The following is a 24,544-nucleotide window of genomic DNA, read 5'->3' as shown; positions in this document are numbered from 1 at the left end:
GAGTCGCGCCGGCGTCCGCGCGTCCCCCTCAGGCCAGACGGGGGACGGCCGCTGGTACGCCTCAGGTCGTACGCCGGTGCCGTGGCAGGAGGCGGAGGCTCACCTGGACCAGCTGCGGCGCGCGTTCAGGGTGGCGGGTTCGAAGCCGGCCAGCCGCTTGTAGTGCAGGGCGATCTCCTCGCGCTCGGCGAGAGGCAGGACCGCTTCGATGTCGGCGAACCCGTGGGGGGCGCGCTCGTGGGCCAGGCGCAGGATGATCTCGGGGCCGTCCTGGCGGTTGGCCAGCACGATGCGGTTCGTGACAGGGCGGCGCTCGTCCTCGTAGAACTTCAGGCCCCGGCCGGTGGCCAGGGCGTAGGCGAGCACGCGGGCGTCGATGACGGCCTGGGTGCCGCCGTTGGACCCGGTGGGGTACATCGGGTGAGCGGCATCGCCGATCAGGGTGACGTCGCCGGTCGACCAGCGGGGCAGCGGGTCCCGGTCCACCAGCGGGTACTCGTACACCTTCGTCGCCGCGGCGACGAGCTCGGTGATGTCGAGCTCGTCGCAGTGCCAGTCGCGGACGTGGGGGAGGACCTTGTCCACGCTGACGGGCTGGTTCCAGTCGCCGCGCGGGGTCGATTCGGGGGCCTGGTGCTGGACGGCCCAGTTGATCAGCTGGTTCCCGTCCTCGTCGGGCGCGATCGGGTAGATGACGATCTTCGTCGCCCCGTCACCGGCCATGATCATGGATCGGCCGGTCATGAACGGGGCCCGGTAGGTGGTGCCGCGCCACAGCACGTGCCCGCCCCACAGAGGTTCACCCTCGCCGGGGAACAGGGCCTGCCGCACGCTGGAGCGGATGCCGTCGGCGCCCACGAGCAGGTCGGCGTCATGGTGAAGTCCCGTCACGGGGGAGCCGGTGACGACGGCGCCGGCGCCCAGGCGTTCGCGGACCGCTCGCAGGAGCATGAGCTGCAGGCGGCCGCGGTGGATGGAGTACTGCGGCCAGGCGTAGCCGGCCCGCCGCCCGCGCGGCTCGCTCCAGATGCGCTGGCCGTACCGGTTGATGAAGGTCAGGTCGGCTGTCTCGACGCCGATCTCCGCCAGGCGATCACCCAGGCCGAGTTCGATGAGCTCGCGTACGGCGTGCGGCAGGATGTTGATGCCCACGCCCAGCGGCTGGATGTCCTCGACGGCTTCGTGGACGACCACGTCGGTGATTCCGGCGGCGTGCAGGCTCAGGGCCGTGCTCAGCCCGGCTATCCCGGCGCCGGCGATCTTCACGCGCATGGCTTGTTCTCCCGCTGGCGAGGCGTGGGTGGTGGGGTGGTGCTCATGACGTGCCTGCCGTCAGGAGCAAGGAGGAGACGTCGAGCTTCTCCTTCAGGTAGCCGAACTCGAGCATGAGGTCGGCCACCCGCTGGAGCCGGTCCTTGTCGACCGAGGTGGAGTAGCCGCCCAGGCGCATGAGGTCGGCCGTCGCCTCTTCGATCTTGGTGTATTTGAGGATGGCGGCCTTGGCGTCGGCGGAGTTCGAGATGGCCGTGGTCGTGGCCAGCCGCAGGCCGCGCTGGAAGGCCGCGACGGTCTTGGGGTGCTGCTGGGCGAACTGGTCGGTGACCACGTAGCCGGCCATCGGCCACTTGGCCGTCGCCGCGGCGAACAGCTCCGACAACTGGCGGGCGCCGCTGTCCTTGGCCGCCGTCTGCCAGAAGGGCTCAGGCAGGACGGCGGCGTCCACGAGCCCGCTGTCGAGGGCGCCGGCCATCTGCGGGAAGGGCTGTTCGACGAACTTGACGTCGTCCGGTGCCAGCCCGGCGGTCTTCAGCAGTGCGCTGACGGCGAGGGTGGCGACGTTGTTGAGGGTGTTGACGCCGACCTTCTTCCCCTTGAGGTGGGCGAGCGTCGTGATGGGGGAGTCGCGTTTGGTCATGAGGACGAAGTTGCCGTCCTGGGCGACGTAGGCCTCGCCGATGACCTTGGGCTTGGCCACGCCGAGACCGGCGGCGAGCATCGCCGAGACGTAGTTGCTGTGCAGGACGTCCAGCTTGCCGCTGAGCAGGTCCGGCATCGCGGCCGCGCCGCCCTGGATGATCTCGACCTTGACGGTGAGGCCCTGCGCTGCGAAATAGCCCTTGTCGATGCCGATCTGGATGGGGGCGACTTCCGGCAGGGGGAGCATGCCGAGGGTGATGGTGCTCTTTTCCAGCCCGGCCTTTCCGGTGGCCGGGTCACCGCCGCAGCCTGCGGCGACCACGGCGATGACGGTGAGTAAGAGCGCGCGAATGCGCATGCGACAGCTTTTGGGTCCGGACATGAACGCTCCAAAGAAAGGGGAAAACGTCAGATGGCCAGCAGTTCCATGGGGCGACTTTGCCATTCGGGTCGCCTTTTCGCGAGACGATTTCGGCGACGACTATTGTGTCGGCGGACGTGGCGGGGTGCCGGTCAGGTGGTGGTGTGCGCGGGGTGCCGGCTCAAGGCCAGGCGTTCCAGCAGGAGGAAGGCCTGGTTGAGCAGATAGCCCAGGACGCCGAGCAGGACGATGGCGGCCCACATGCCCGGCAGGTCGAAGGCGCGCTGCGCGGCACGCAGCTGGAAGCCGATGCCCTCGGTGCTGAAGAACTCGGCGATCACCATGAGGATGAGCGCGAGCGACAGGCTGACGCGTAACCCGGCGAGGATCTTGGGCGCCGCCGAGGGCAGCAGGACCCGCAGCAGCCGCTGCGTGCGGGACAGCTTGAAGACCTGGGCGGAGTCCAGGTGGAGCGGGTCGACGTTGCGGGCGCCGTCGGCGGCGTTGATCAGGACCGGCCAGATGATGCCGCAGGTGATGGTCGCGATCTGCATGCGGGTGCCGGTGGAGAACAGGGCCAGGAACATGGGCAGCAGAGCCGGTGGCGGCAGGGCGCGGCCGAACTGGATGATCGGGTCGAGGAACCTGGACAGCAGCGGCGACCGGCCGAGCGCGATCCCGGCGAGGACGCCGATGATCCCGGCCAGCGCCCATCCGGCCAGCAGCCTGGAGAGGCTGTGCGGAGCGTTGTCCAGAGCCATGGCGCTGAGCCAGAGCCTGCTGGGAGGGCCGTCGAACCACAGCTCCCGCATGCGCTGCGCGATCGCCGTGGGCGGCGGGAAGTATGGGTGCCGCATGAGCCGGGTGGTCAGTTCCCAGACACCCAGGATGACCGGGACGAGCCACAGCCGCGCCAGGGCGGCGAGCAGCGATCTGATCATCGCTCTGCCCTCGCTGCGGTGTGCCAGGGCAGCAGGCGCCGGGAGGCGAGGACGAGCAGCCCGTTGGTGAGCAGGCCCAGCGCTCCGGCCCAGATGGTGGCGGCGATGGTCAGCCGCAGGCCGTCCGGGCTGCTCTCGGCCAGGATGATGAAATGGCCGATGCCGCGCGTGCCGCCGGCCAGCAGCTCGGTGCTCACCGCCAGGATGAGGGCGATCGCCGCCGCCACCCGGATCCCGGTCGCGATGAACGGCGCCGCGCTGGGCAGGCTGACCCGCCACAGCACCGACAGCGGGCCGAACCCGAAGGCCCGCAGCGTGTCCTTGGCGACCGGGTCGGTCTCACGCAGGCCGTAGAGGGTGTTGAGGAGGATCGGCCAGGCCGACGCGTACACGATCATCGCCACCTTCATCTCCAGGCGGTCGGCGAAGACGAAGGCGGCCAGCGGGATGAGCGCCACCGACGGGATCGGCCGCAGGAACTCGATCACGGGACGCAGCGCCCGTTCGAGCGGCGGGAGGCTGCCGAGCAGCACTCCGGCGGGGACGGCGAGGGCCACGGCGGCCAGCAGCCCCAGCGCCCAGCCGGTGAAGGTGGCCAGGACGTCGGCGAGGAAGCCGGTGTCACCGGCCAGCGCGGCGGCGGTGACGAGAATCGTCGAGGCGAGCGGGAACTGCAGGGGAGACACCAGGCCGAGCCGGCCTGCGACCTCGGCGAGGCAGACCACCCCGGCAACTCCCGCGACACCGCAGACCACGACGCTCTGAAAAGGGCGCGGGGGGATCAGACCCACGATAACGCCGTCGCACTATTCGTGAAGGATGACATTTCAGCTCTCTCGAGGAGGTGTCCAGGTGTCAGCGTAACCCGAGCCGACTGCCGCGCTTATCGTGCGATTTGTACGGTTTTGCGCGGTCCGTAAATATTTTGTGACTCTTGAAGTATTAGCGAGGGCATTTCGGATGTGCTCAAATGCGCGCATCGCAGGACCGTGACCGTCATGCCAGCGTTGTGGCGAAAGTCCGGTGGGGTAGGGAAGGCGGCAGATGCGGACCTGGAGCGTGGCCGAGCGGCACTCTGTCCCCAAGGATCGGCAAGGCGGGGCAGGGGAGGACCGGCTGGTGGTCCTGCACGACAGGCACGGTGCGCTGCGCTGCGTGGCGGTCGTCGACGGGGCAACGGACAAGAGCGGCCGGGACTACGGCGGGCTGAGCGGCGGAGCTCGTGCCGCCGAGCAGGTGGCCGGAACCTTGGCCCGCCTGCCGGCGGAGGCTCGACCGGAACGGGCGGTGCGGGAGATCACCGCCGATCTGGCCCGCTTACGCGCCCGGTGGGGGATCGCGAACGACGACCTGGTCGCGCCCTGCGCGGTGGCCGCGGTCATGCTGCCGCAGCAGGAGGTGGTGTGGCGGGTGGGTGACGTCCATGTCGCGCTGGCCCGCAGCGCGGAGGAGGCCGCGCCCAGGCCGGACGGTGGAGCGGGATCACGCTGGGAGCGGCATGACGGGGACAAACTCCTGGACCGGGTGCTCGCGCAAGCCAGGGCGGCCTTCCTGCACTGCCTGCTGGCCGGCGACGGCGACGTCAGCACGCTGGCGGCCGAGGATCCCGGCCGGGCTCTGATCCTGCCGCTCCTGCGGCGGCAGAGCATCCTGGCCAACCGGGCAGGCCCCTACGGGTACGGGGTGCTGGACGGGCGGCGGGTGCCCGAGCAGTACATCGACATCTTCCCCCTGGACGGCGTCGACCAGGTCGTGCTGGCCTCGGACGGCTACCTGAGCGCCGAACCCAGCCTCGCCGCGGCCGAGCGCCGGCTGGCGGCGTCCGTGGCCACCGACCCGCTGCGGATCGACGAGCACCCGGCGACCAAAGCGGTCCGGCCTGGTGCGGACAGCTTCGACGATCGCACCTACGTCCGCCTGATCCGGCAGCCGGGGTAGCCGGCCATCGCCGGTCCGTGGACCCGGCGACCGGGCATCGGAGCTGTGAGCGGGCGGGGCGGGTGGCGGAGCGTGCGGGGCCGCCGCCGTACCGGCTGGTGAGGCGTTCGCGCTGGTCGGCGCGGGTGGCGTAACACTGGCGTAACGGGCGGCGGTTAGCGTGGCCGGCATGGACCGCAGCGGGAAGGCGGCCGGTGCCCCGGCCGCGGAGTGGGGGTCGTCGCGGCCCCGGGCCGAGCGCGCCCGGCGGGTGGCCGACGTGCTGCGGCAGCAGATCACGGAGGACCGCTTCGGCGGCGCGCTGCCGGACGAGCGAACCCTCGGCAGGCAGCTGGGAGCCTCCCGCAACGCGGTTCGTGAAGCGCTCGGCCTGCTCCGGCAGGAGGGCCTGATCACGCGGCGGCGCGGGGTGGGCACCACGGTGGTGATGCCCAAGTACGGGCACGGGCTGGACCGGCTGGCGGGCCTGGCCGAGACGCTGGCCGGCCACGGGACGGTGACCAACGAGGTGCGGGTGGCCGAGAAGGTGGCGATCCTGCCGGACGCGGTCGCCGCCCGGCTGGAGGTGCCCGCCGAGGCGGGCGGGGTGCGCCTGGAGCGCTTGCGGTGGCTGGACGGCCTGCCGCTGTCGCTGGACACCAGCTATCTCACCGCCGACGTCGGCGCCGCGGTGCTCGCCGGTGATCTGGTGCGCCGGGACGTGTTCGGCCTGATCGAGGAGACCACCGGCAGCCGGCTGGGCCGCGCCGACGTCGCGGTCCACGCCGTGTGCGCCGACCCGGACACCGCGGCGCTGCTGGGCATCGCGGCCGGGGCGGCGGTGTTCGCCCTGGAACGGCTGACCCGGCTGGCCGACGGCCGCCCCGTCGACGCCGAGTCCATCCGCATCCGCGCGGACCGCATGACCCTGCGCGCGACGCTGCACCGCGGCCTGCCACCGGCCACGGCCTGACCGCCCCGCCTCTTCCTGGAGATCGTCTTGTCCGTGCTGTGTCCCACGCTGCCGTGCCGGCCCCACGTCTGGAGTGGTCGGTGATGGCCGGGCTGAGCCTGCCGGTGCTGGTCGCGCTCGGCCTGGCCGGGCTGGTCGGCGGGGTGGGGATCACCGCCGTGGGACCCGGCGGGGTGCTGCCGACCATCGCCCTGTTCGCCCTGACCGATCTGGCGCCTGCCCAGGTGGCCGGCACCGCCATGGTCACCCATGTCGCCACCGGGGTGCTGGCCACCGCCGCCTACACCCGCTCCGGGCAGCTCCGGGACCCCCGGACCCGGCGCACGGCGCTGATCCTCGCGGCGGCCGCCCTGGCCGGCGCCCCCTTCGGTGTGCTCATCAACACGCTGGTGTCCAGGCAGGTGTTCGGCGGGGTGCTGGCCGTCTTCGTGGCGGGCGTGGCGGCCCTGATGTGGTTGCGCGAGCGCCGCCGTCCGGCGGAGACCCGGCCGCACCCGTCACCCGGCGCGGTGGCCGTACTGGGGCTGGCCGTGGCCGTCGCGGCGGGCGTCGTCGGCGTCGGCGGGCCGATGCTCACCGTCCCCCTGCTGGTCGCCCTGGGCGTGCCCGTGCTGGAATCCCTCGCCTGTGCCCAGGCCCAGTCGATCGCCATCGCCGTCGTGGGCAGCGCGGGCTATCTCGCCCATGACGCCGTCGACTGGCCGCTGGCCGTCCTGGTCGGCGTCCCCGAGCTCGCCGGTGTCCTGCTGGGCTGGAAGATCGCCCGGGCGCTGCCCGCCCGCACGCTCAAGTACGCGCTGCTCGTGACCCTGCTGGCCCTCGCCCCCTACCTCGCCCTGCACGGCTGAGCCGGCCACCCGCCGGCGTACGGGAGAACTACATCAGCTTGCCGGAGGTCAGGATGAGGTCGGCAGGGCAGGTGGCCGGATCGGTTCTGCGGAGGTGGATTCGGAGGTCCTGACCGGGGGACATGTCGTCCGTCTTGACCTGGAGAGGTGAGTGGGCGGAGTGGAGTTCGCCTCGGAGGGGAGGGACGGTCCCGGTGATTTCGTAGCTGGATTCCGCTTCCGGGCATCCGGCAAGCTGGAGGCGGATGACGGTGTTTCCGCCGCAGTAGGCCAGGCAGTTGACCCGGTATGTCGTGTCCGTTTCGGAGCGGCTGGGGAGTCGCAGGGTGTAGTGGTCGGTGCAGTAGGCGAAGCCCAGAATTGGCCCGCATTCGCGAGTTTTGGCCGGTTTGTCGCCCTTCAGGTATGCGATGTCCATGTACCCGGTGGCCGCCCGGGGGATCGTGGCTATGCCCATGATCACGGCGAGAAAGACGACGAGCGCTCCCAGAGCCTGGAGGAGCCGGAGCGCGGGACGGATGAAGCGCATGAAACCGGGCAGCGACTTGTTGGCCATCGTCGCGCCCACCAGCGCCGCGACGCCGCCGATCGCTTGCATGACCTTGCTGGAATCCTCGTACGAGACGCCGAACCACGTCGGCAGGCACGTGGCGCCGGCCAGAAGGCTGCCCAGGAGAGTGAGGGCGCCGGCGGACAACACCTGCCCTCTCTTCCCGGCGTTCTCCGCGGCGTCGCGTTTGAACGCGGAGAAGGCGAGGACCGCCCCCGAGAGGACGAGCATGAGGATGCTGGTCACGCAGACGACATGGTCGGCGACCACGGCAAGCTGGAAATCCATGCCACCGTCCCGTCCACACCGAGAGGAAAGGAGACACCGAACCCGAACCCGTTAAGGGGAATGTACTGGGTGAGGAGCGGCTTGGCGACGGGAGGCAGCAGTCAGGCGGCACGGGCACGGTGCTGTCGCTGCCTGGCTACGCGGACTGAACCGCTTCGCGCACTCGGGTCGGCGAGATGCGCCAGGGAGCGCCGTGGCCGGGGAGAACCCAGGACGCCGGCAGTCCGGAGATCCGGTCGAGGGAAGAGAGCGCTTCGGCCGGGTCGTCGGTGAACGGCGCGGGCTGCGGGCCGCGTCGGCGGCAGGCACGAACACGGGGACGCCGTGTCCGCTGCGCAGGCGCTCGGCGTCGCTCTGGAGTGCTCCCTGTCAAGAGCACGATCTCCCTCAGGTGAAGAACCGGCGCGCAGAGGGGCGCTGGGTGTGATCATCGGCCCTGACCGGCCGGTCCTGGACGCTCCGCCCGTACGTCTTCGCCACTGAGATCGACTGGTGGCGAACCAACCACCCGCGGGCGGCATCAAAAGGAGGGATTTCCACGAACCACTGAAGAAACGGGGCGATGAGAATGAAGATGACTCCGCTGGTTGCGGCGCTGGCGGTCGCCGGCGCGACGCTGGTGATCGCGAGCCCGGCAGGAGCCGTTACCGCTCCGTCGGGCACGTTCGGCCCGTACGGCTACGGCGGCGTCAAGCTGGGCATGACGGCCAAGCAGGCCAAGGCCACCGGCAAGCTCGTGCTCAAGTGGCGCGGCTACTGCTCCGGCTGGGACTACAAGGCCCACCGCAACGCTCGCGACGAGGTGGGGCTCTACATCTCCAAGAAGCGCGGCGTCGCCGTCATCTTCGCGCCGGCCGGGGTGCGCACCCCCAAGGGCATCGGCGCCGGCTCGACCCTCCGCCAGATCAAGAAGGCCTACCCGGGCGTCAAGGAGGAACCGAGCGGCTACTACGCCACCGTGCCCGGCAACCGGAAGGCGCACTACTACTTCGGCCTCAACCGGCAGAACAAGGTCGAGCAGCTCGGCCTCGCCCTCAAGAGCCAGGACTGCGTGAACTGACGTACCTCCGATGGCCAGAGGGTCGTCCTCTCGCGGACGGCCCTCCCGGCCAGGCCCTAGGAGGCCGGGACCGGTACGGCTGACGGGCGCCACTCCCGCCTGAGCAACCCGAACACCCAAGAGTCGGACACCTCGCCGTTGACGATGCAGTCTTCCCGCAGCGTTCCTTCACGTACGAATCCGATCTTCTCCAGAACCCGGCCGGATGCCACGTTGCGCGTGTCAGCCTCGGCCTGGACGCGATTCAGGTCCAGTGTGTCGAACGCCCACCGCAGCAACGCGTGCGCGGCCTCCGTCGCGAAGCCGTGGCCCCACATCGCATCGTCCAGGCAGTAGCCCAGCGACGCGCTGCGGTAGTCCGGGTTCCAGCCGGTCAGACCGCACCAGCCGACGAAGGCGCCGTCGGAGACACGGTCGATGGCCACCCGGGCTCCGGTGCCCTCGTCCGCGATTTTCCGGCATACCGCGATGAAACGCTCGGCGCGGGCCCGTTCGGTCCACGGCGGGGAGTCCCAGTAGCGCATCACATGGGTGTTGCCGTGCAGCGCGAAGAGGGCGTCCGCGTCGCCGTCGGCGAAGGGTCGCAGGCGCAGGCGAGCGGTGTTCAGCATGGGGGTGGCCAGAGTCACGGGCACCATCCTGTGTCCTCGGCGGGCAGGCCGGCCACCGAATATCCGGGCCCGGCCCGTCGCCGTCATCGCCGGGGGCACGTCTCGTGATAGGGCGCACCCGTGACGTGACGCGCCCACTCCGTCCTGCTCAACGGGCTCCCGGCGCGGGCGCACACCGCCGCCGCGACCGCGCCCGGCTCGACGAGCTGCTCGCGCACCGTCCCGTTGCCGTCGAGCACCAGCACCCTCGTACCGTCGGCGGCGAAGGCCAGGGACTGCACGCCGTACTGGTTGGCGTCGGCCAGCACCCCCAGCGACGCCCGTCCCGCCAGGTCGAACAGCTGCACCCGGTCGTCCCGCGTGACCGCCGCGACGACGTCCTCGCGCGGCGATCTGACCGCGTGCCCGCTGAGGTTCCCCCGGATCGCCTCCCCGGCCGGGCGGCGGGTGGCCACGTCGTAGACGGTCAGGCGCCCGCCCGAGTCCACGACGGCCAGCGACCGGCCGTCCCGGGTGAAGACGGCGTCGGTGAGCGTGATGCCCTGGCCCGCGCCGCCGAACGGGCCGCCGATCGGACGGCCGGAGGCGGCGTCGTAGAGGCGTTCGGCGTCGGTGGCGACCGCCAGCGTCCTGCCGTCCGGCGCGAACTCCACGTCCTGAGCCCGCCGCACGTCGCGCGACCACAGCAGGCGGCGGGCCTTCCAGTCCCACACCGCCAGCGAGTACGTGCGGGCGGCGCCGTCCTCCGGCCCCTGCACCACCGCGGCCAGCCGCGTGCCGTCCGGGCTGAACGCCAGCTGTTCTGTGGCGGTGAAGGCGGCAGGGGTCAGCCTGGCCAGCTCCCGCCGGGCGTCCGCGTCCAGCACGGAGATCGTCCGGGCGCCGCCGACGGCCGCCAGCCGCCCGTCCTGGCTGAGGGCGAGCGCCGTCGTCCCGTCGTCGCCGGTCCGGCGCTGAAGGATCTCGCCCGGCTCGCCGGGCGTCATCACGCGGATCTCTTCGCGGCCGTCGGCCTCGACCCTCAGCAGGCGTCCCGGGGTCAGCGCGGCCTTCGCCCAGTACGTCCTCCCTGAGACCAGTGACACGTCGGCGAGGCTCACGGTGACGACCCGGTCCACCAGGAGGTAGCGCAGGACGCGGCCGTCGAAGGCGACCTGGGGGATGGCGCCCGGGGCCAGGGCCTCGTCCGACAGGCCCTCAGGAAGCGTCACCTCGGTGAGGAAGTGGCCGTCCCGCATCCACACCTGGATGTCGTCGCGGGTGGCCGTGGCGAGCAGCCGCCCGTCGGCGCTGAAGGTCACCTCGCCCTGGTTCCAGAGGGTGCCGCGGTCCCCGATCGTGTGCATGACCGAGCCGTCCCTGACCGAGGTGATCACCAGGCCGTTCGGCGCCGCCTGCGCCAGCCCGCGGCCGTCCGGCGTGAGGGCGAGCGGCCATCCGCACAGGTCGCACCGGCCGGCCGCGCGGCGGGTGGCCTGCGTGGCGAGGTCCGGGACGCGCCGCCGGTCGATCCGGGTGGGCGAGACGGAGGCGGAGGAGTAGACGGCCGTCCCGGTCGGGGTCATGGGGCCGAGCTTGTCGGCGGTTCTGGCGCGGCGGTTCCGCTCCACGTCCCACAGGTAGTCGTCGCGGTCGATGCGGACCACCGCGTACCTGTCCACGCTGCCGTACTCCACGCTGACCGGCAGGTCCACGCCTTGCCCGAGTTCCTTGTCGAACCGCCACGTCGCGATCCGCCGGCCCGTTCGCAGCTCCCACACCCCGGCCTGCGTGCCGGTGGCCACCAGAACCCGGCGGCCGGTCGGGGAGAGCGCGGCGCCGGCCGGGCTGCCGTCCCCGAGCCCCAGCCTGGCTATCCCGCCCTTGGACCTGCCCGTGGTCACGTCCCAGAGCCGTACCGCGTCGCCGCTCACGCTGGCCATCGTCCGGCCGTCCGAGCTGAGCACGCGAAGGGTGTCGCCCGCCGTCGCCGGGTCCCTGAACATGGACACCTCGCGCTGCGCCAGCGATGCCGTCAGCGCCGTCCTGGTCCGCGGCGTGCGGTCCAGCCGCCAGGCGGCCAGGCTGAGGTGCATGGCCAGGCGGGGATCGCTGTGCCGGTACGTGTCCGCGACCTGCGCCAGCCGCGCCGCCTCCGCCTTGCCGAGCTGGACGGCGATGCGGGCCGCCCGCTCGTCGGCCAGCCTGCCCTGCTGCACCGCCAGGCCGCCCGCGACCAGCGCGATCGTCAGCAATCCCGCCAGGCTCAGCGTGACCAGGCGGCTGCGCCTGGCCCTGCGCCTGGTCAGGGCGGCGGCGGACTCCAGGAAGTCGCGCTCCGTGGGGGAGAGGGTGATGTTCCTTCGGGAGGTGGCCGCCCACTGGAGGGCGTTCTCCAGGGCCGAGCCCTGGAACAGGTCGCCGTCCCTGCGGCCCGACTGGTCCCAGCGCCGTGCCGCGGTCAGGATCTCCCGGTGCACGGCCAGGCCGTCCCGGTTGGCCTCCACCCAGTGGCGGTAGCGCGGCCAGGCGCGCGGCAGCGCGGGACGGGTGAGCCAGACCGACTCGCCGTCCCGGCCCAGCAGGTACCCGAACACCTCCAGAATCCTGTTCACCGACGAGACCTCGGGCAGCGACCTGCCCTCGACCAGCTCGGCCAGCTCCGCCCGGCACGCCGACAGCCCGCCGCTCTCACCCACCGTGACCAGCCGCAGGAACACCTCCGGCACCAGCTCCCGCTCCTCCGGGGCGAGCATCCCGTACGCGTCCTCGGCCAGCGCCCCGAGGCCGGGATCGGCGGCGCCGGTCACCCCGGCCGCCTCCCTGCCGCCCTGCACGAGCAGCTGGCCCAGGTCCGGCCCCCCGCTGACCAGGGAGAGCAGCAGGTCGCGGGCGCTCGGCCGGTGCAGCGGCTCCTTGCTGAGCGCCGCCTCGACCAGCGGGCGCAGCGACTCGGGCAGCACCCCCAGGTCCGGGATGGACGACAGCACCCGGTGCATGACGGCGCCCAGGGTGGCGGCCTCGAACGGGTCCTTGCCGGTCGCCGCGTACAGCATGATCGCGCCCCACGCGAACACGTCGGCGGGCATCCCCGCCCGGTCGCCGGTGAACACCTCCGGCGCCATGTACGTCGGCGTGCCCCGGACCAGGCCGGTCGCGGTCAGCGACATCTCGGCCGTCCTGGCGATGCCGAAGTCGATCACGCGCGGGCCGTCCGGGCCCAGCAGCACGTTGTCGGGCTTGAGATCGCGGTGGATCACCCCGGCGTCGTGAATCGCGGTCAGCGCGGTCGCCACCGCCGTCGCCAGCCGGTGCAGGTCACCGCCGGAGAAACGGCGTCCCTCGGTGACGGCGGCGCGCAGGCTCGGGCCCGCGACGTACTCGCTGACGATGTACGGCCTGGCCCCGTCCAGCCGGGCCTCGATCACCCGCGCCGTGCAGAACGACGCCACCCGCTGGGCCGCCGCGGCCTCCTTGGCGAGCTGGCCGGCGTCCTGGTCGCTGTGCAGCACCTTGATCGCGACGCGGGCGCCGTCCTCCGCGTACCCCTCGTAGACGACCCCCTGGCCGCCCGCCCCGAGCCGCCCGGCCAGCCAGTACGTCCCCAGGTACTGAGGATCCCCGTCGATCAGTATGTCCACGGAGCGTTGGATGTGCGGTCAGCCGGGAAAGTTTGCGTCTTCCGCGTTACGTGCCAGGGTTTGTCCCCCCGCCGCCACGAGCTGAGCCATTTCCCCGACCGGGGCCGGCCGATCCTCCGCCTGCAACCTTTCGCCGCGCCGGTGGCGTTGGCAACGGTTGAGAGGAGAGCCCATTGAACCGTCATGAAGGCTTCCACGAGTTCGTGCTGGCCCGCCAGCAAGCGCTGATGCGCACCGCGTACCTGCTCATCGGGGACGCGCACCTCGCGGAAGACCTGCTCCAGAGTGTGCTGGCCAAGGTAGCCAGGCACTGGCCCAAGCTGTCCCGGGAGGGCAACCCCGAGGCATACACCAGGAAAGCGCTGGTCAACCAGTACATCTCCTGGACGCGCCGGGCACGGCCCGAGGTGGCGAGCGCCAGCCCGCCCGAGACGGGCGTGTCCTACGACGAGGCGGTGCTCGACCGGGTCATGCTGCGCCGGGCGCTGGCCGAGTTGACCCGCAAGCAGCGGGCCGTGATCGTGTTGCGCTTCTGGGCGGACCTGACCGAGGCGCAGACCGCCGACGCGCTGGGCTGTTCGATCGGCAATGTGAAGAGTCAGACCCATCACGCGCTGGCCCGCCTGCGGGCGCTCGCCCCCGGCCTGGTGGAGGCGCGCCTTGAGGAGGTGGCCCGATGACGCGGCTGCGTGAGGCACTGGACGGCCTGGCGGAGGAGGCTCCGCCGGTGAGCCTGGCGGACGCCGCCATGGCCCGCTACCGGCGCGGGCGGCGGGCGAGGCTGGCGGCGGGCACCGTGGCGTTGGCCGCGGCGCTGGGGGTCGTCGCCACGATGGGCACGATCGAGCTCTGGCCGGGTGGCGTCGACACGGCGGCCACCCAGGAGCGGGTGACCGTGCCCGACCTGCCCACGGGCCGCGTGGGACCCGTCGCCCACGCCTACCAGACACCCTGCGAGCTTGACAAGGAGGACCGCGGCCCGGACTGCTCGGCCGTGGAGTGGCGGGTGGTCACCCGCGACGGCAGGACGTACGCGCTGCCGGACGCGCTCACGGCGGTCCGCGACGCCACCCGGGTCCCCGTCGCGATCAGCAGGGACGGGCGGAAGGTGGCCTACTACAGCCACGACGCCGGCACGCTCGTGGTCCGCGACCTGGTCGACGGCGGGGAGCTGACCTCGCCCGTGCCGATCCCGGAGAGCCGGATCGGCATCGGCTCGACGCTGGCGATCTCCGACGACGGCCGCTACCTGGCGTTCGACCCGCGCGAGGGAAGCAAGGACCCCGGGCTGCTCATCGATCTGCGCACCGGCAGGACCACGCAGGTCCCGGGCGTGTACGAGGTGGTCGGCGTCAAGGACGGCGTCGCCTCGCTGGTCCGCTACCGCAAGACCGACCTGTGGTTGATGCCGGTCACCGGGGGCGGCCGGCCGGTGCGGTTCGACGGAGTGTTCATCATGTTCAGCGAGCTCGCGCCGGACGGCCGCACGGTCGTCGCCGTGCGCCACTCGCAGTCCGGCTCGCGCGAACTCACCGTGCTCGACGCCAGGACCGGGCGGATCCTGCGGCCGCTGCCCGTGCGCGGCCTGCCGAAGGGCAGCGCCATCGACGGGACCGGCGTGTGGCTCAACCCGAAGGAGGTCACGGTCATCGCCGCCGACCGGAGAGAGCGATACGCCTACGCCGTCGACGTGACCACCGGCCAGTCCCGGCTCGTGGCCGACTACGGGAAATCCTCCTCCCGGGCCACGCTCGCCCTGCCCGGCATCAACGGCGAGTTCAAGTAGCGGAAACCGCCTCGCCCGGGGCAGCCACCGGGGGAGGCGGGTGGTGGCGTGGCTGCGACGGCGGCCCGTGCGCGCCTATGTCAATCGGTCGTGCCGGCGTGCACGGCGATGATTCGCCAGCCGTGCGTCTCGGTGTACAGCCACGTACGGGTGTAGCGCATCCTGGCCGAGAACGGCGCACCGGAGACGGTCCCTTCGACGGTGCCGAGGAACCACGTCACCCCGGTGCGCCCATCGGCGAGGACGGTCAACTCCTCCTCGGCCACCTTCGTCAGCACCTGCGTCCGAGTGCGGTGCAGCTCCAGGTCGTCCGCCTTGGTCGCGACGTTCGCACCGAACGTGAAGATCAGCCGATCGTCCAGCAGCCGATCCAGCGCCTCGACATCTCCGGCGAGCTGCGCGGCCTGGAGTCGGCGCTCGGCGTCCCGCAAGTCTTCCATCATGACGCCCACCCTCCCAGCCGGGGCCGTGTCCCGGCCAGGACGTTCACGCTCGGCTGATCTTCGCAGCCCGATCCAGGGACCCCGGCGGCGCGGGGGCGGGCTCTCCTGCGGGGCACGGAACTGCTGGGCCGTTTCGGCACAGCCCAGCAGCGACTCGGGTCAGCCTTCGAAGCATTTATCGGATATCACCTTGCCTGTATTTCTGTCCTTGCACACCTCGCAGTGACGGGTCTTCGTCTTTCCGTCCTCGATTATCTGACTCGTCTTGACCGTGCAGGTGATCTGCTTCGGCCCTTCTTCCTTCTGGGGTTTGCCGGCCTTCGGCTCGCAGTACTGCTGCTTCCAGTTGCCGTTCTTCGTCTTGCAGAGCCGGCACCGGTTCTTGCTGCCTTCCATCCACTTGCATTTCGGGGCCGCAGCCGCCGCGCACGCGCCGAGCGACGCCGGCGCTGCCGCCGGCGTGTATTGAGTAGAGCCCCCGGCCCGGACCTGCGGAGTCGCCGACACCGCCGAGGGAGCGATCGCGACCGTCACCAGAGCGCTCGCCGCGAATACTTCCTTGAGCATGAGACCACCCCCTTTTTGTGTCGCCTCGCGCTTTCTCCTTCCATCGTCACTCCTGCTTCCGGGCCGACGTCAAGTCGCTGCGCAAGATTTCCGGAACCGCTGCCGCGCGGCGGTGCGGGAGTTTTTACGGTCGATTCAAGCTTTTACGCAAACACTGCATGGTGCGGCCTGTCCCCAAGAAGTCGTGGCCTGGTTTTCCCCAGAGGGTTCCGTGATGCTCGGGCGGCCGGAGGGCGGAGCTCGACGGGATCACCGTCGCGCGGCACGACGCCGTCCTTGACCGGCTCCGCGCCCCGGCCGGAGTGTCCTACGGGTGGAACTTGGCGAAGTACTCGGGCGGCAGCTTGTTGAGCCAGGCGTGCGTGACGCCGGTCCAGCCGATGCGCAGGAAGTCGGCCTTGCCGTCCCCGTCGAGGTCGGCGAAGTGGATGTCCTTGACCGGCACCTCCGCGTCACCGGCTATGCGCCCGATGTCGCGATACTTCCCGCCGGCGCCTTTGGCTCCTTCGTTGATCCAGGCCCTGGCGCCGCCCTTGGCGGTGATGAGGATGCGGTCGGCGCGCCTGTCGCCGTTGATGTCGGCGTAACGGATCTCGCGGGGATACTTGAGCGGGCCGCTGATCTTCTGGGGCGGGGCCCAGTCCAGGTATTTGCGCTCGCCCTTGACCTGGAAGTCCCTGTTGTACCACGCGGTCGCCGTACCGTCGGGCTTGAGCAGCAGGTAGTCGTCGCGCCCGCCTCCGGTGACGTCCGCGAAGCGGATCCTCGTGGTGGGATCGATGGTCAGCTTGTCCCCTTCTGAGCCGTTGGAGAAGACGTTCGCCACGCCGTCGTACTTCTTCATGCACATGCGCTGCCCGGCAGGGGCGCCGGCGTTCCATGTGCGCACGTCCACCTGCCCGGTCAGCCATACGGTCAGGCAGTCGGGGAAGCCGTCGCCGTCCACGTCGGCGAAGCGCAGCATGTTGCCGACCGCGCCGCCGGGCGGCTTGTAGGAGTGGGTGCCCTCCACGAACGGCACCCACTTGCTCCCCGAGGGCCCGCTGTTCCACCAGAAGCGGAAGTTCTGGTTCGTGTCCACGGTCACGAACTCGGCCTTGCGGTCCTGGTTGATGTCCACCATCCAGAACCTGTTGCTGGAGGGGAACTGGGTCTCCTGGATGACGCCGCGGTCCTCCCAGCCGGTGCCCAGCTTGTCCGACGACGGCACGTGCAGGCCGGGGCCGTGGTCCACGAGACCGCAGGGATTGCTGCCCGCGTTCGCCGCCATCGCGTGGGGCTTGCGGATCCAGTTCTTGCCCATGGCCTCGCGGGCCGCCTTCACGAACGCCTCGCCGATCTTGCGGTAGCCGGCGGCGTTCGGGTGGACGTTGTCGGAGCCGATATCGGACAGGTCCAGCCCGGTGGTGTCGGCGTACCCGACCCGCAGTCCCTGGCCGGCCAGCCGTCCGGCCAGCTCGGCGATCTGGGCGGTGAACGCCTCTCCGCGCCGGTTGGTGGCCGGGTCGCCGAACGGCTGCATGCCGGCCACCAGCACGGTCACGCGCGAGTCGTCCTCGATGACCTGCTTGATCAGGGCTTCGAGCCGGCCGATCGCCCCGCCCATCTCGTGGTCATAGATGACGTCGTTTCCGCCCGCGATGAGCGTGATGAGGTTGGGCTGGTACGTCTTGACGGCGCACCGCGCCTTGCCGGCGATCTCGTTGATCTTGTATCCCCGCCAGCCTTCGACGTCGCGGTCGGGCATGGTCCCGACCCGTACGGATCCGACCCAGTCCACCTTGGGGGTGGTGTCCTGGGCGGCGGCCGCCGTCGCGCCCTTGGCCTCGAAGAGGTCGCTGAACCCGTGGTCGGCCACGTCTCTGTAGCCGTTGCCGTCCGGGCTGCCCTCGCCGAAGGTGCTGGACGACCCCAGCCCCATCACCCGCAGGGAGTCCGCGGGTTCGCCGTCGCCGCCGTCGTCGTCGCCGCCGCCGTCGTCGTCACGGGGCGGGGTGTTCGGGTCCGGCATCCCCGGCGGCAGGATGTTGGTGTAGATGTTGAAGTCGAAGGGCAGTTCCTCCTCCTCGTAATACTCGCCGTTGGCGACGAGCCGGCGGTGGGCCTTGGCGAGGTCGCGGGCGAATTCGTTGCCCTGGTCCTTGAGGGCGAGGGTGGCTGAGCCCCAGTCGTGTGCCGCGAGGTCGTCGCGCAGCGCGTTGGTGGGGAAGCCGCTCCAGCTGATCAGGTCCGGCTCGTGCCAGCGCCCCTCGTGGTTCTCCGGCTGCTCGCCCTTGTCGGCGAAGCGGAACGCGTGCGTGTCGCCGCCCTGCAGGTGGTAGACGATCTTCGGGTGGTCGCCGTCCATCTCGATCTCGGCAGGCTCCCTGACGACGTAGCTGCCGTGCTGGGAGGCGGCGACGTACTTGACCTGGTCGTCCTTGGTCCAGACCACGATGTGTTCCCAGTCGTGGACGTGTCCGTTGTGTACGAGGGTGCCGTCGTTCTTCTGGTCCTTCTGGAAGTACAGTGCGTACTTGTGCGCGCACCAGCCGTTGGCGTTGCACCGGGTGCGCGCGTACATGTTGCTGTTCTTCAGGTCGGAGGCGTCGTGGCACGCCCCGTTGCGTGCGCCGCCGAGCTTCAGCCCCGGGTTCAAGGCGCCGTCGTGGCCGATGGCCACCGACGGGTAGCAGCCGTCGTTGTCATAGTCCAGGAGCGGCCGGAACTTCAGGTGGGCGGCGCTGGCGCTCTCCGCGATCTCGGGAGGGGGCGGCTCGGCCCACGCGGGCGCGGTGACGCCCACGATGCCGAGGCCGGCGACCAAACCCATGGTCAGGGCATGGGCCGCGAGCCTTAACGATCTTCTCATGAATGCTTCCCCTCAGCATTGGCATGCCGGCCGTCGATGACCGGATCGACCTTCGCCTGGCCAGGGTCCACCACCGGCGCGATCTTCCGACAGACCACCTGTTGTCCATTTTGTGGTCAGAAGGGGGCGTCCTCCTGGGGCATCAGGACGGCCGCCTGCCGGCGTTCCCGCCGAGACCGTCGTCGGCAGGGGCAGCATCACCTCCACCCGCGTCCCCCGGCCAGGCTCTCCGGTGATGACGCAGATCCCGCCCAGCTCCGCCGCCCGCTCCCGCATCGAGGAGAGCCCGACGCCGGGCCGGTGGGACTCGGGCAGGCCGCGCCCGTCGTCGGTGACGGTGACCCGCAGCACGCACCGTTCCCGGCGCAGCGTGACGGTGACGGTCTCGGCCTCGGCGTGCCGCCGGATGTTGGTCAGCGCCTCCTGCACGATCCGGTAGACCGCCACCTCGACGGCCGCCGGCAGATCCGACAGCGCCCCCTCGACCCGGACCGGCACCTGCGGCCCCGCCAGCTCACGCAGCGCGCGGGCCAGGCCCAGGTCGTCGAGCGCGGGCGGGCGCAGCCCGTGCACCAGCTCGCGGACGTCACCGGCCACCGCGTCCATGCCGGTACGCAGATCCTGCAGAAGGGCGTCGGCCGAATCGGGCGAGTCCTTGAGCCGGCTGCGCGCGATGTTGATGATCATCGCCATGCTCGACAAGCTCTGTCCGAGCCCGTCGTGCAGGTCGCGGCGCAGGCGGCGGCGCTCCTCCTCGCGGGTGCTGAGGATCCGTTCGCGTGAGCGTTGCAGGTCGGCGGCCATGCGCACGGCGTGGGCCACGTCGGCGGCGTACGGGGCGAGCGTGGCCAGCACGCGCTCGTTGTGCGCGGCCGGAAAGCGGCGTGGGCCGGGCGCGCCCACCAGCAGGCGGCCGACCTGCTCGCCGTGCCAGACCAGCGGCACCCGCCGCGGCGCAGCGCCGACGCGGCCGTTCTCGACGTAGCGCGGCTCGCCGTCGGCGACCTCGACGGCCACGCCCTCCACCGCCAGCCCGTCCTTCAGCACCGCGACGACCGACGTGAGCGCCTCGGCGGGATCACCACGCCGGATGGCCTGGGTCAGCCGCTCGGCCAGCAGCGCGGGGTCACCGACCCTGCCGTACAGCAACCGGTCCACCAGCCGCCGCAACGTCATCGCCGTGTAAATGAGCGTCCATCCGACCACGATCATCACCTGGAGATGCGGGGGCAGCGTCGCCATCCGGCCTCTGCCTCTCCTGGAGCTGGACGCATAGTGCACGCCTTCGGATGGAGGAATCGTCATAAAGGTCGCTCGCTGTCACGCGAGGGCGAGGTGCCGCGCTCCCGGGACTCCGCTCCGCCATTCGGCGTCCGTCATGCGCAGTACGCGCCACCCGATCCAGCCGTAGGCGGCCAGGTGCAGCAGGGCGCCGGTGGACTGGACGACGGGCGCCTGATCCATGGTCAGGAACGGCACGAGGGTGCCGGCCAGCGCGGCGGCCGGGACCCACCAGGGCACGGACTTGACCTTGGCCAGGGTCACCAGCAGTGTGAGCAGGGCGAGGTGCAGCGCGAATCCGGGCAGGAGCATCCCGTACACGAAGCCCGGCAGGCCGTTGGCCTGCTGGATGACCGCCTCGGCCTGGGCGTCGGGCAGCGTCTGGGCCAGGGCCAGGTCGTAGAAGTCGGTGGTGAACAAGGTCAGGCCGAGGCCCGCGCCGACCAGCCCGGCCGCGGTCGCGATCCCGCTCGTCACGGGGGCGCGCCGGCGCAGGAGGTGTCCCAGGGCCAGGACGACCGGGATGAGGCTCAGCGCCGCCCAGATGTAGAGCAGGGCACTGACCTGCACCGCCGTCGCGCTCGCGCGGAAGACGGCCGGATCGTGCTCGGCCCCCGGCGGAGAGGTGAGGAAGGCCAGGAACTCCAGCACCGGCCAGGCGAACAGGGCGATCGCGGCGGCCACCCGCCGGAACGCGTCAGGATCCTTCATCATGCGCCCAGCCAACCGGCAACCGGTCCCGGGCGGCCCGGGGCCCTGGTCCCCGATGCCCGGGAGGAATGTCCCGGGCATCGGGGCTTGAAGCGCGGCGAGCGGTTCGGCGTACGCGGCGGGCACGGCCATCAGCGGCGCACCCCGGCTCGCTGATCTCTACGCGACCGGCCCCCTTCTGATGTCCGGTCAGCCCATCGAGATGAGGATGGGCGCGACGTATCGGCTGCGGTCGCCCGGATGCCGGTCGGCGCCGTGGACCATCGTCGGGAGGGCCGACGGTCCTTGCACGGGCCCCAGCCCGGTGAGCCACGGACGCAGGCCCGGGTAGGCGTCCAGCAGGTCGATCCGCACGTCGCGGTCGGCGCCGTGCGCGGCGGCCAGGATGAGCTCGCGGGCGGCCTCCTCCGAAGGAGCGACCACTGGGCCGATGACACGGTGGGGGCCGGCGTTCCAGGCCACGGCGAAGCCGCCGTCGGTGACGACCACGCGCTCGGCCATGGACAGCAGGGCGGCCAGCGCCTTGCTCCGGTCGGCCCCGGTGATCTCGGCGTCCAGGGCGATCAGCGCGGCGTGGTCGTCGGGTGTGGCCACGCGGACGGCGGACGACGACGCCGTCTCCCGCATCGGTCCCGTGGTGATCGTCAGGCTTCCCGTCGGCCGGAAGCCCAGCCGCTCGTAGACAGGGCGCCCGAAGCGGGTCGCGGTCAGCTCCACGACGCGGTCCCCGGCGACCTCCAGGGCATGCTCCATCAGCCGGGTGCCGAGCCCCCGCCTGCCGTACCTGCCGGCGACGATCATCATGCCGACGGCGGCCAGCGCATCGCCGTACGGACTCACCACCACGCACCCGGCCAGCCCGTCCCCGTCCGCCGCGTCGACGGCGTAGACCTCGCCCGCCTCGAACATCAACCGCCACTTGGCCTCGTCGGTGGCCCAGCCGCGATCGGCTTCGAGCCGCCGGCACAGGGGCAGGTCTTCCGGACCAAGACGTCGAATATCACTCACAGGCGAGAACCTACATCCCCTGGTTTCGCCATGAAGACCGGGCTCGGCACGCTGCTGCCTGTTCCTGGGAGCGGGTTCGTGCTGAGCGACGGTCAGGCGGGGTCGTCGCCGAGGTCGAGGGTGAATCCGCCGGTGGCCAGCTCGGTCAGGAACGGTACGGGGTCCACGAGCTGCTCGATGTGGGCGGCCCCGGGTGGCAGGTCAGGAAGGTGGCGGATGAGCAGGGCGGCGGTGCGCCCGGTGGCGAGGCTTTGCCGCCGTCCGGTGAACGAGGCCTGGACCGCGCCGCAACGCACCGTCACGGCGAAGCCGTCACCGCCGACGTGGGCCGTGCCGAGTGCGGTGAGCAGCAGGCGACGGACTCGGGGGCGGTGGAGCAGGCGGGCGACGGCCGGCCGTCCGGCCACCGACAGCAACCGGGTGACCAGGCGGGAGTCCAGGCACAGCCCCGTACGGGCCGAGGGGACGCCCAGGGTGGTGGGCAGGGTGTGCTGGTCGGAGAACGGGAAGCGGTGCACGGTGCGTTCGCCGTACGGCGCGGGGAAGTTCATGGTCCACGAGCCGTCGAGCCGGCCGAGCCCGTCCAGCGTCCAGGCGAGTGCGGCGGGCCCGTGCGCCTCGCCCGAGCCGAGCAGCGCGCCGATGAGCAGTTCGGTGGAGGGGGAGCGTTCGGCGCAGACGCGGGCCAGCAGGTTGGTGACGCCGGGGATCAGGCCGACGCTCATCGCGAGCGTCACGCCGTGCTCCCTGGCCGGCTCGTCCAGGGCCTGGAGGGCGGCGAGCAGGTGGTGGGAGGCGGTCACGTCCACGTAGTGGATGCCGCGTTCCACGCAGGCGCGGGCGACGCGGGCGTTGTCGACCTCGGCGCACATGAGCACGGTGTCGACCCCGTCCAGCGCTCTGGCCAGGTCGGCCGGGTCGGCGGCGTCCACGCGCCTGGCGGTGGTGCCGGGGACGGGCGGGGCCTTGCCGGGGTTGCGCCCGGCGACGATGACGTTCGCGCCGGGGTGGCTGGTGAGCGCGTGCGCGGCCTCGCGGCCGACCGCGCCGTAGCCGCCCAGGACGAGGATCGAGCGCGGCGCCCTTGAGCCCCGAGTTTTCATAGTCACACTATAAGGATGTTTTCATAGTGCCGCTATAGTCAAGTCGTGAGCGAAACACCACGAACCCCATCGGGGCGCGTACCCGGGAAGAAGGACGGGCGCACGGCGCGGGCCCGGTCCACCCGTGCCCGCATCGTCACCGCGGCCGCCGAACTGTTCACCACGGCGGGCTACACCACCACGAGCATCACCGCGATCGCCGCCAAGGCCGAGGTGAGCGAACCGACCGTCTACTACTCCTTCGGCACCAAGCGGGCCATCCTCACCACCGCCCTCGACCTGGCCGTCGCCGGCGACGACGAGCCCGTTCCCACCCTGGAACGGCAGTGGGTGCGCGACGCTCTCGCCGACCCTGACCCGCTCGGGCAGCTACGCCGCCAGGTCGCCGGGGCCGCGGACATCTACCTGCGCGCCGCACCCTTGCTGGACGTGGTCCGCAGCGCCGCCACCACCGACCCCGACCTGGCCGAGGTCTGGGCCGCCAACCTCCAGCAGCGCCTCACCGTGCAACGCGTCTTCACCGACGCCCTGGCCCGCAAGACGACCCTGCGCGGCGGGCTCACCGCCGAGGCCGCCGCCGACGTCGCCCTGGCCGTGCTCTCGCCGGAGAACTACAACCTGCTCGTCAACCACCGCGGCTGGTCCCACCAGCAGTGGCAGGACTGGGCCGTCGACGCGCTCACCCGCCTGCTCACCCCGGCGGACGGCCACGCCTGAACCGCGGGCGTGGCACCCGGCCTGGGTCTGATGCGATGACGGGACGTACGAGCCGGGAGGTCAGGCGGCGTGCTCGGTGCGGCGGGAGCGGGGCCGGATCTGGCCGTTGCGCGCGGCCCGCCGCAGCAGGAGGACGGTGGGCACCAGGCAGAGCAGCAGGGCGAGCAGGCTGGCCTCGGGTCCGAACGTGCCGCCGGTCAGCACGGAGGGGCCGGACAGCGTGACGTTCAGCAGGCCGTGGGACGGCACGTCAGCCCCGGAGATCGTGACGCCGAAGATCCCGCTCTGGGTGAAGTTCCACGCGAAGTGCAGCCCGATCGGCAGCCACAGCGCACGGGTGGCGACGTAGGCGGCGGTCATCAGGAAGCCGCCCGTCAATGCGATCGAGAGCGCTCCCCACAGCGTGGCGTTGGGGTTGACCAGGTGCAGCGCGCCGAACAGCAGCGTGGAGACGGCCAGCGCGCCGGCCGTGCCGATACGCCCCTCCATGATGCGGAACAGAACCCCGCGGAACAGGAGCTCTTCGGCCACCGCGACGCTCGACATCATGCCTGCGGCGCCGGCGAGCCCGCCGACGGAGCCCCAGGACACCTCCTGCCAGCCCCCGAACATCGCGATCAGCACCATCAACCCGGCGAACAGGCCGAACCCGAGCAGCGCCCCGCGCCACAGCTGGGACCGGCTGCCCGCCTTCGGGAGTTCGGCGATGTCCTGGCGGAGCTCGACGGTCCGGCACAGCCATCGGTAGCAGGTCACGGCGGCGACGGCCAGGCCGACCCCCACCGGCAGGGCGAGGATCGGGACGGGTGAGACGACCTGGTTGATCCCGGCGATCGCGGTCATCACACCGAACATGGCCACCAGCAGGACAGGGAAGCGGAACTGCCGCAACCGGAGCCGCCCCGCCGAGGGGGCGGCCTCCGGGGAAGCGCTTGCCGGGTGTTCCATGGACGCCATGATCGCGTTCCTCTCGACCGAATCGCCGCGGCGA

General features: G+C 71.5%; 22 protein-coding genes. 7 read left to right on the top strand and 15 right to left on the bottom strand.

Features of this window, described 5'->3' with window-relative positions:
- Positions 1-99: 99 nt before the first annotated feature.
- From ACWDXC_RS32440 to ACWDXC_RS32425, 4 genes are all read right to left on the bottom strand, one after another.
- Entirely contained in the window at positions 100-1,272 is a 1,173-nt protein-coding gene (locus tag ACWDXC_RS32440; RefSeq protein WP_449988168.1) for a flavin-dependent oxidoreductase, read from the bottom strand.
- A 43-nt stretch (positions 1,273-1,315) separates the two neighbouring features.
- Positions 1,316-2,275, bottom strand: a complete 960-nt coding sequence (locus tag ACWDXC_RS32435; protein ID WP_449988165.1) for an ABC transporter substrate-binding protein — start codon at positions 2,273-2,275, stop codon at positions 1,316-1,318.
- Between the two features lie 155 nt (positions 2,276-2,430).
- The gene (locus ACWDXC_RS32430; protein ID WP_449988162.1) at positions 2,431-3,219 is read right to left on the bottom strand and encodes an ABC transporter permease; all 789 of its coding nucleotides are present in this window, start codon (positions 3,217-3,219) and stop codon (positions 2,431-2,433) included.
- A complete protein-coding gene (locus ACWDXC_RS32425) occupies positions 3,216-3,944 on the bottom strand; it encodes an ABC transporter permease (RefSeq protein ID WP_449988160.1) in 729 nt (242 codons plus the stop codon). The genes ACWDXC_RS32430 and ACWDXC_RS32425 overlap by 4 nt, the downstream gene beginning before the upstream one ends.
- 319 nt (positions 3,945-4,263) lie before the next feature.
- Here ACWDXC_RS32425 and ACWDXC_RS32420 point away from each other — a divergent pair, with 319 nt between their 5' ends.
- The 3 genes from ACWDXC_RS32420 (at position 4,264) to ACWDXC_RS32410 (ending at position 6,957) form a co-directional block, all read left to right on the top strand.
- Positions 4,264-5,157: a hypothetical protein gene (locus tag ACWDXC_RS32420; protein WP_449988158.1), complete on the top strand. Its 894-nt coding sequence runs from the start codon at positions 4,264-4,266 to the stop codon at positions 5,155-5,157.
- 169 nt (positions 5,158-5,326) lie between these two features.
- Entirely contained in the window at positions 5,327-6,109 is a 783-nt protein-coding gene (locus ACWDXC_RS32415) for a GntR family transcriptional regulator (protein ID WP_449988156.1), read from the top strand.
- Positions 6,110-6,162: 53 nt separating this feature from the next.
- Entirely contained in the window at positions 6,163-6,957 is a 795-nt protein-coding gene (locus tag ACWDXC_RS32410) for a sulfite exporter TauE/SafE family protein (protein WP_449988153.1), read from the top strand.
- Between the two features lie 28 nt (positions 6,958-6,985).
- Here the strand turns inward: ACWDXC_RS32410 and ACWDXC_RS32405 are convergent, their stop codons facing one another.
- Entirely contained in the window at positions 6,986-7,795 is an 810-nt protein-coding gene (locus ACWDXC_RS32405) for a hypothetical protein (RefSeq protein ID WP_449988150.1), read from the bottom strand.
- A gap of 574 nt (positions 7,796-8,369) precedes the next feature.
- Here ACWDXC_RS32405 and ACWDXC_RS32400 point away from each other — a divergent pair.
- On the top strand, positions 8,370-8,855 hold the full coding sequence (locus ACWDXC_RS32400) for a hypothetical protein (protein WP_449988147.1): 486 nt from the start codon (positions 8,370-8,372) through the stop codon (positions 8,853-8,855).
- Positions 8,856-8,911: 56 nt separating this feature from the next.
- Here ACWDXC_RS32400 and ACWDXC_RS32395 read toward each other — a convergent pair whose 3' ends face one another.
- Both ACWDXC_RS32395 and ACWDXC_RS32390 read right to left on the bottom strand, forming a co-directional pair.
- Positions 8,912-9,484, bottom strand: a complete 573-nt coding sequence (locus ACWDXC_RS32395) for a GNAT family N-acetyltransferase (RefSeq protein ID WP_449988144.1) — start codon at positions 9,482-9,484, stop codon at positions 8,912-8,914.
- A gap of 65 nt (positions 9,485-9,549) precedes the next feature.
- A complete protein-coding gene (locus ACWDXC_RS32390) occupies positions 9,550-13,086 on the bottom strand; it encodes a serine/threonine-protein kinase (protein WP_449988142.1) in 3,537 nt (1,178 codons plus the stop codon).
- Between the two features lie 173 nt (positions 13,087-13,259).
- Between ACWDXC_RS32390 and ACWDXC_RS32385 the strand changes: the two genes are divergently transcribed.
- Positions 13,260-13,766, top strand: coding sequence for a SigE family RNA polymerase sigma factor (locus ACWDXC_RS32385; protein ID WP_357592228.1), 507 nt, complete (start codon positions 13,260-13,262; stop codon positions 13,764-13,766).
- Positions 13,763-14,872, top strand: a complete 1,110-nt coding sequence (locus ACWDXC_RS32380; RefSeq protein WP_449988137.1) for a hypothetical protein — start codon at positions 13,763-13,765, stop codon at positions 14,870-14,872. The genes ACWDXC_RS32385 and ACWDXC_RS32380 overlap by 4 nt, the downstream gene beginning before the upstream one ends.
- A gap of 80 nt (positions 14,873-14,952) precedes the next feature.
- Here ACWDXC_RS32380 and ACWDXC_RS32375 read toward each other — a convergent pair whose 3' ends face one another.
- The 7 genes from ACWDXC_RS32375 to ACWDXC_RS32345 all read right to left on the bottom strand — a co-directional run bounded on the left by ACWDXC_RS32375 (position 14,953) and on the right by ACWDXC_RS32345 (position 22,836).
- The gene (locus tag ACWDXC_RS32375; RefSeq protein ID WP_449988134.1) at positions 14,953-15,315 is read right to left on the bottom strand and encodes a nuclear transport factor 2 family protein; all 363 of its coding nucleotides are present in this window, start codon (positions 15,313-15,315) and stop codon (positions 14,953-14,955) included.
- A 159-nt stretch (positions 15,316-15,474) separates the two neighbouring features.
- Positions 15,475-15,882: a hypothetical protein gene (locus ACWDXC_RS32370; protein WP_449988131.1), complete on the bottom strand. Its 408-nt coding sequence runs from the start codon at positions 15,880-15,882 to the stop codon at positions 15,475-15,477.
- A 307-nt stretch (positions 15,883-16,189) separates the two neighbouring features.
- Positions 16,190-18,694 carry an NPP1 family protein gene (locus tag ACWDXC_RS32365; RefSeq protein WP_449988128.1) on the bottom strand — a complete coding sequence of 835 codons (2,505 nt, stop codon included), beginning with the start codon at positions 18,692-18,694 and terminating at the stop codon, positions 16,190-16,192.
- A 51-nt stretch (positions 18,695-18,745) separates the two neighbouring features.
- Positions 18,746-19,975 carry a sensor histidine kinase gene (locus ACWDXC_RS32360; protein WP_449988125.1) on the bottom strand — a complete coding sequence of 410 codons (1,230 nt, stop codon included), beginning with the start codon at positions 19,973-19,975 and terminating at the stop codon, positions 18,746-18,748.
- A 78-nt stretch (positions 19,976-20,053) separates the two neighbouring features.
- Positions 20,054-20,728, bottom strand: a complete 675-nt coding sequence (locus tag ACWDXC_RS32355) for a hypothetical protein (protein ID WP_449988122.1) — start codon at positions 20,726-20,728, stop codon at positions 20,054-20,056.
- Positions 20,729-20,914: 186 nt separating this feature from the next.
- A complete protein-coding gene (locus tag ACWDXC_RS32350; protein WP_449988120.1) occupies positions 20,915-21,733 on the bottom strand; it encodes a GNAT family N-acetyltransferase in 819 nt (272 codons plus the stop codon).
- 92 nt (positions 21,734-21,825) lie between these two features.
- Positions 21,826-22,836 (bottom strand): saccharopine dehydrogenase NADP-binding domain-containing protein, encoded by a 1,011-nt coding sequence (locus ACWDXC_RS32345; protein ID WP_449988118.1) that lies wholly within the window; start codon positions 22,834-22,836, stop codon positions 21,826-21,828.
- A gap of 45 nt (positions 22,837-22,881) precedes the next feature.
- On the opposite strand from ACWDXC_RS32345, the gene ACWDXC_RS32340 reads away from it, so the two are divergent.
- A complete protein-coding gene (locus tag ACWDXC_RS32340) occupies positions 22,882-23,553 on the top strand; it encodes a TetR/AcrR family transcriptional regulator (RefSeq protein ID WP_449988116.1) in 672 nt (223 codons plus the stop codon).
- Between the two features lie 60 nt (positions 23,554-23,613).
- Here ACWDXC_RS32340 and ACWDXC_RS32335 read toward each other — a convergent pair whose 3' ends face one another.
- Positions 23,614-24,501 carry a CPBP family intramembrane glutamic endopeptidase gene (locus ACWDXC_RS32335; protein ID WP_449988113.1) on the bottom strand — a complete coding sequence of 296 codons (888 nt, stop codon included), beginning with the start codon at positions 24,499-24,501 and terminating at the stop codon, positions 23,614-23,616.
- Between the last annotated feature and the right edge of the window lie 43 nt (positions 24,502-24,544).

This window comes from Nonomuraea sp. NPDC003214 (genome assembly GCF_053590035.1).
This window is presented reverse-complemented; position numbering and strand designations above follow the sequence as displayed.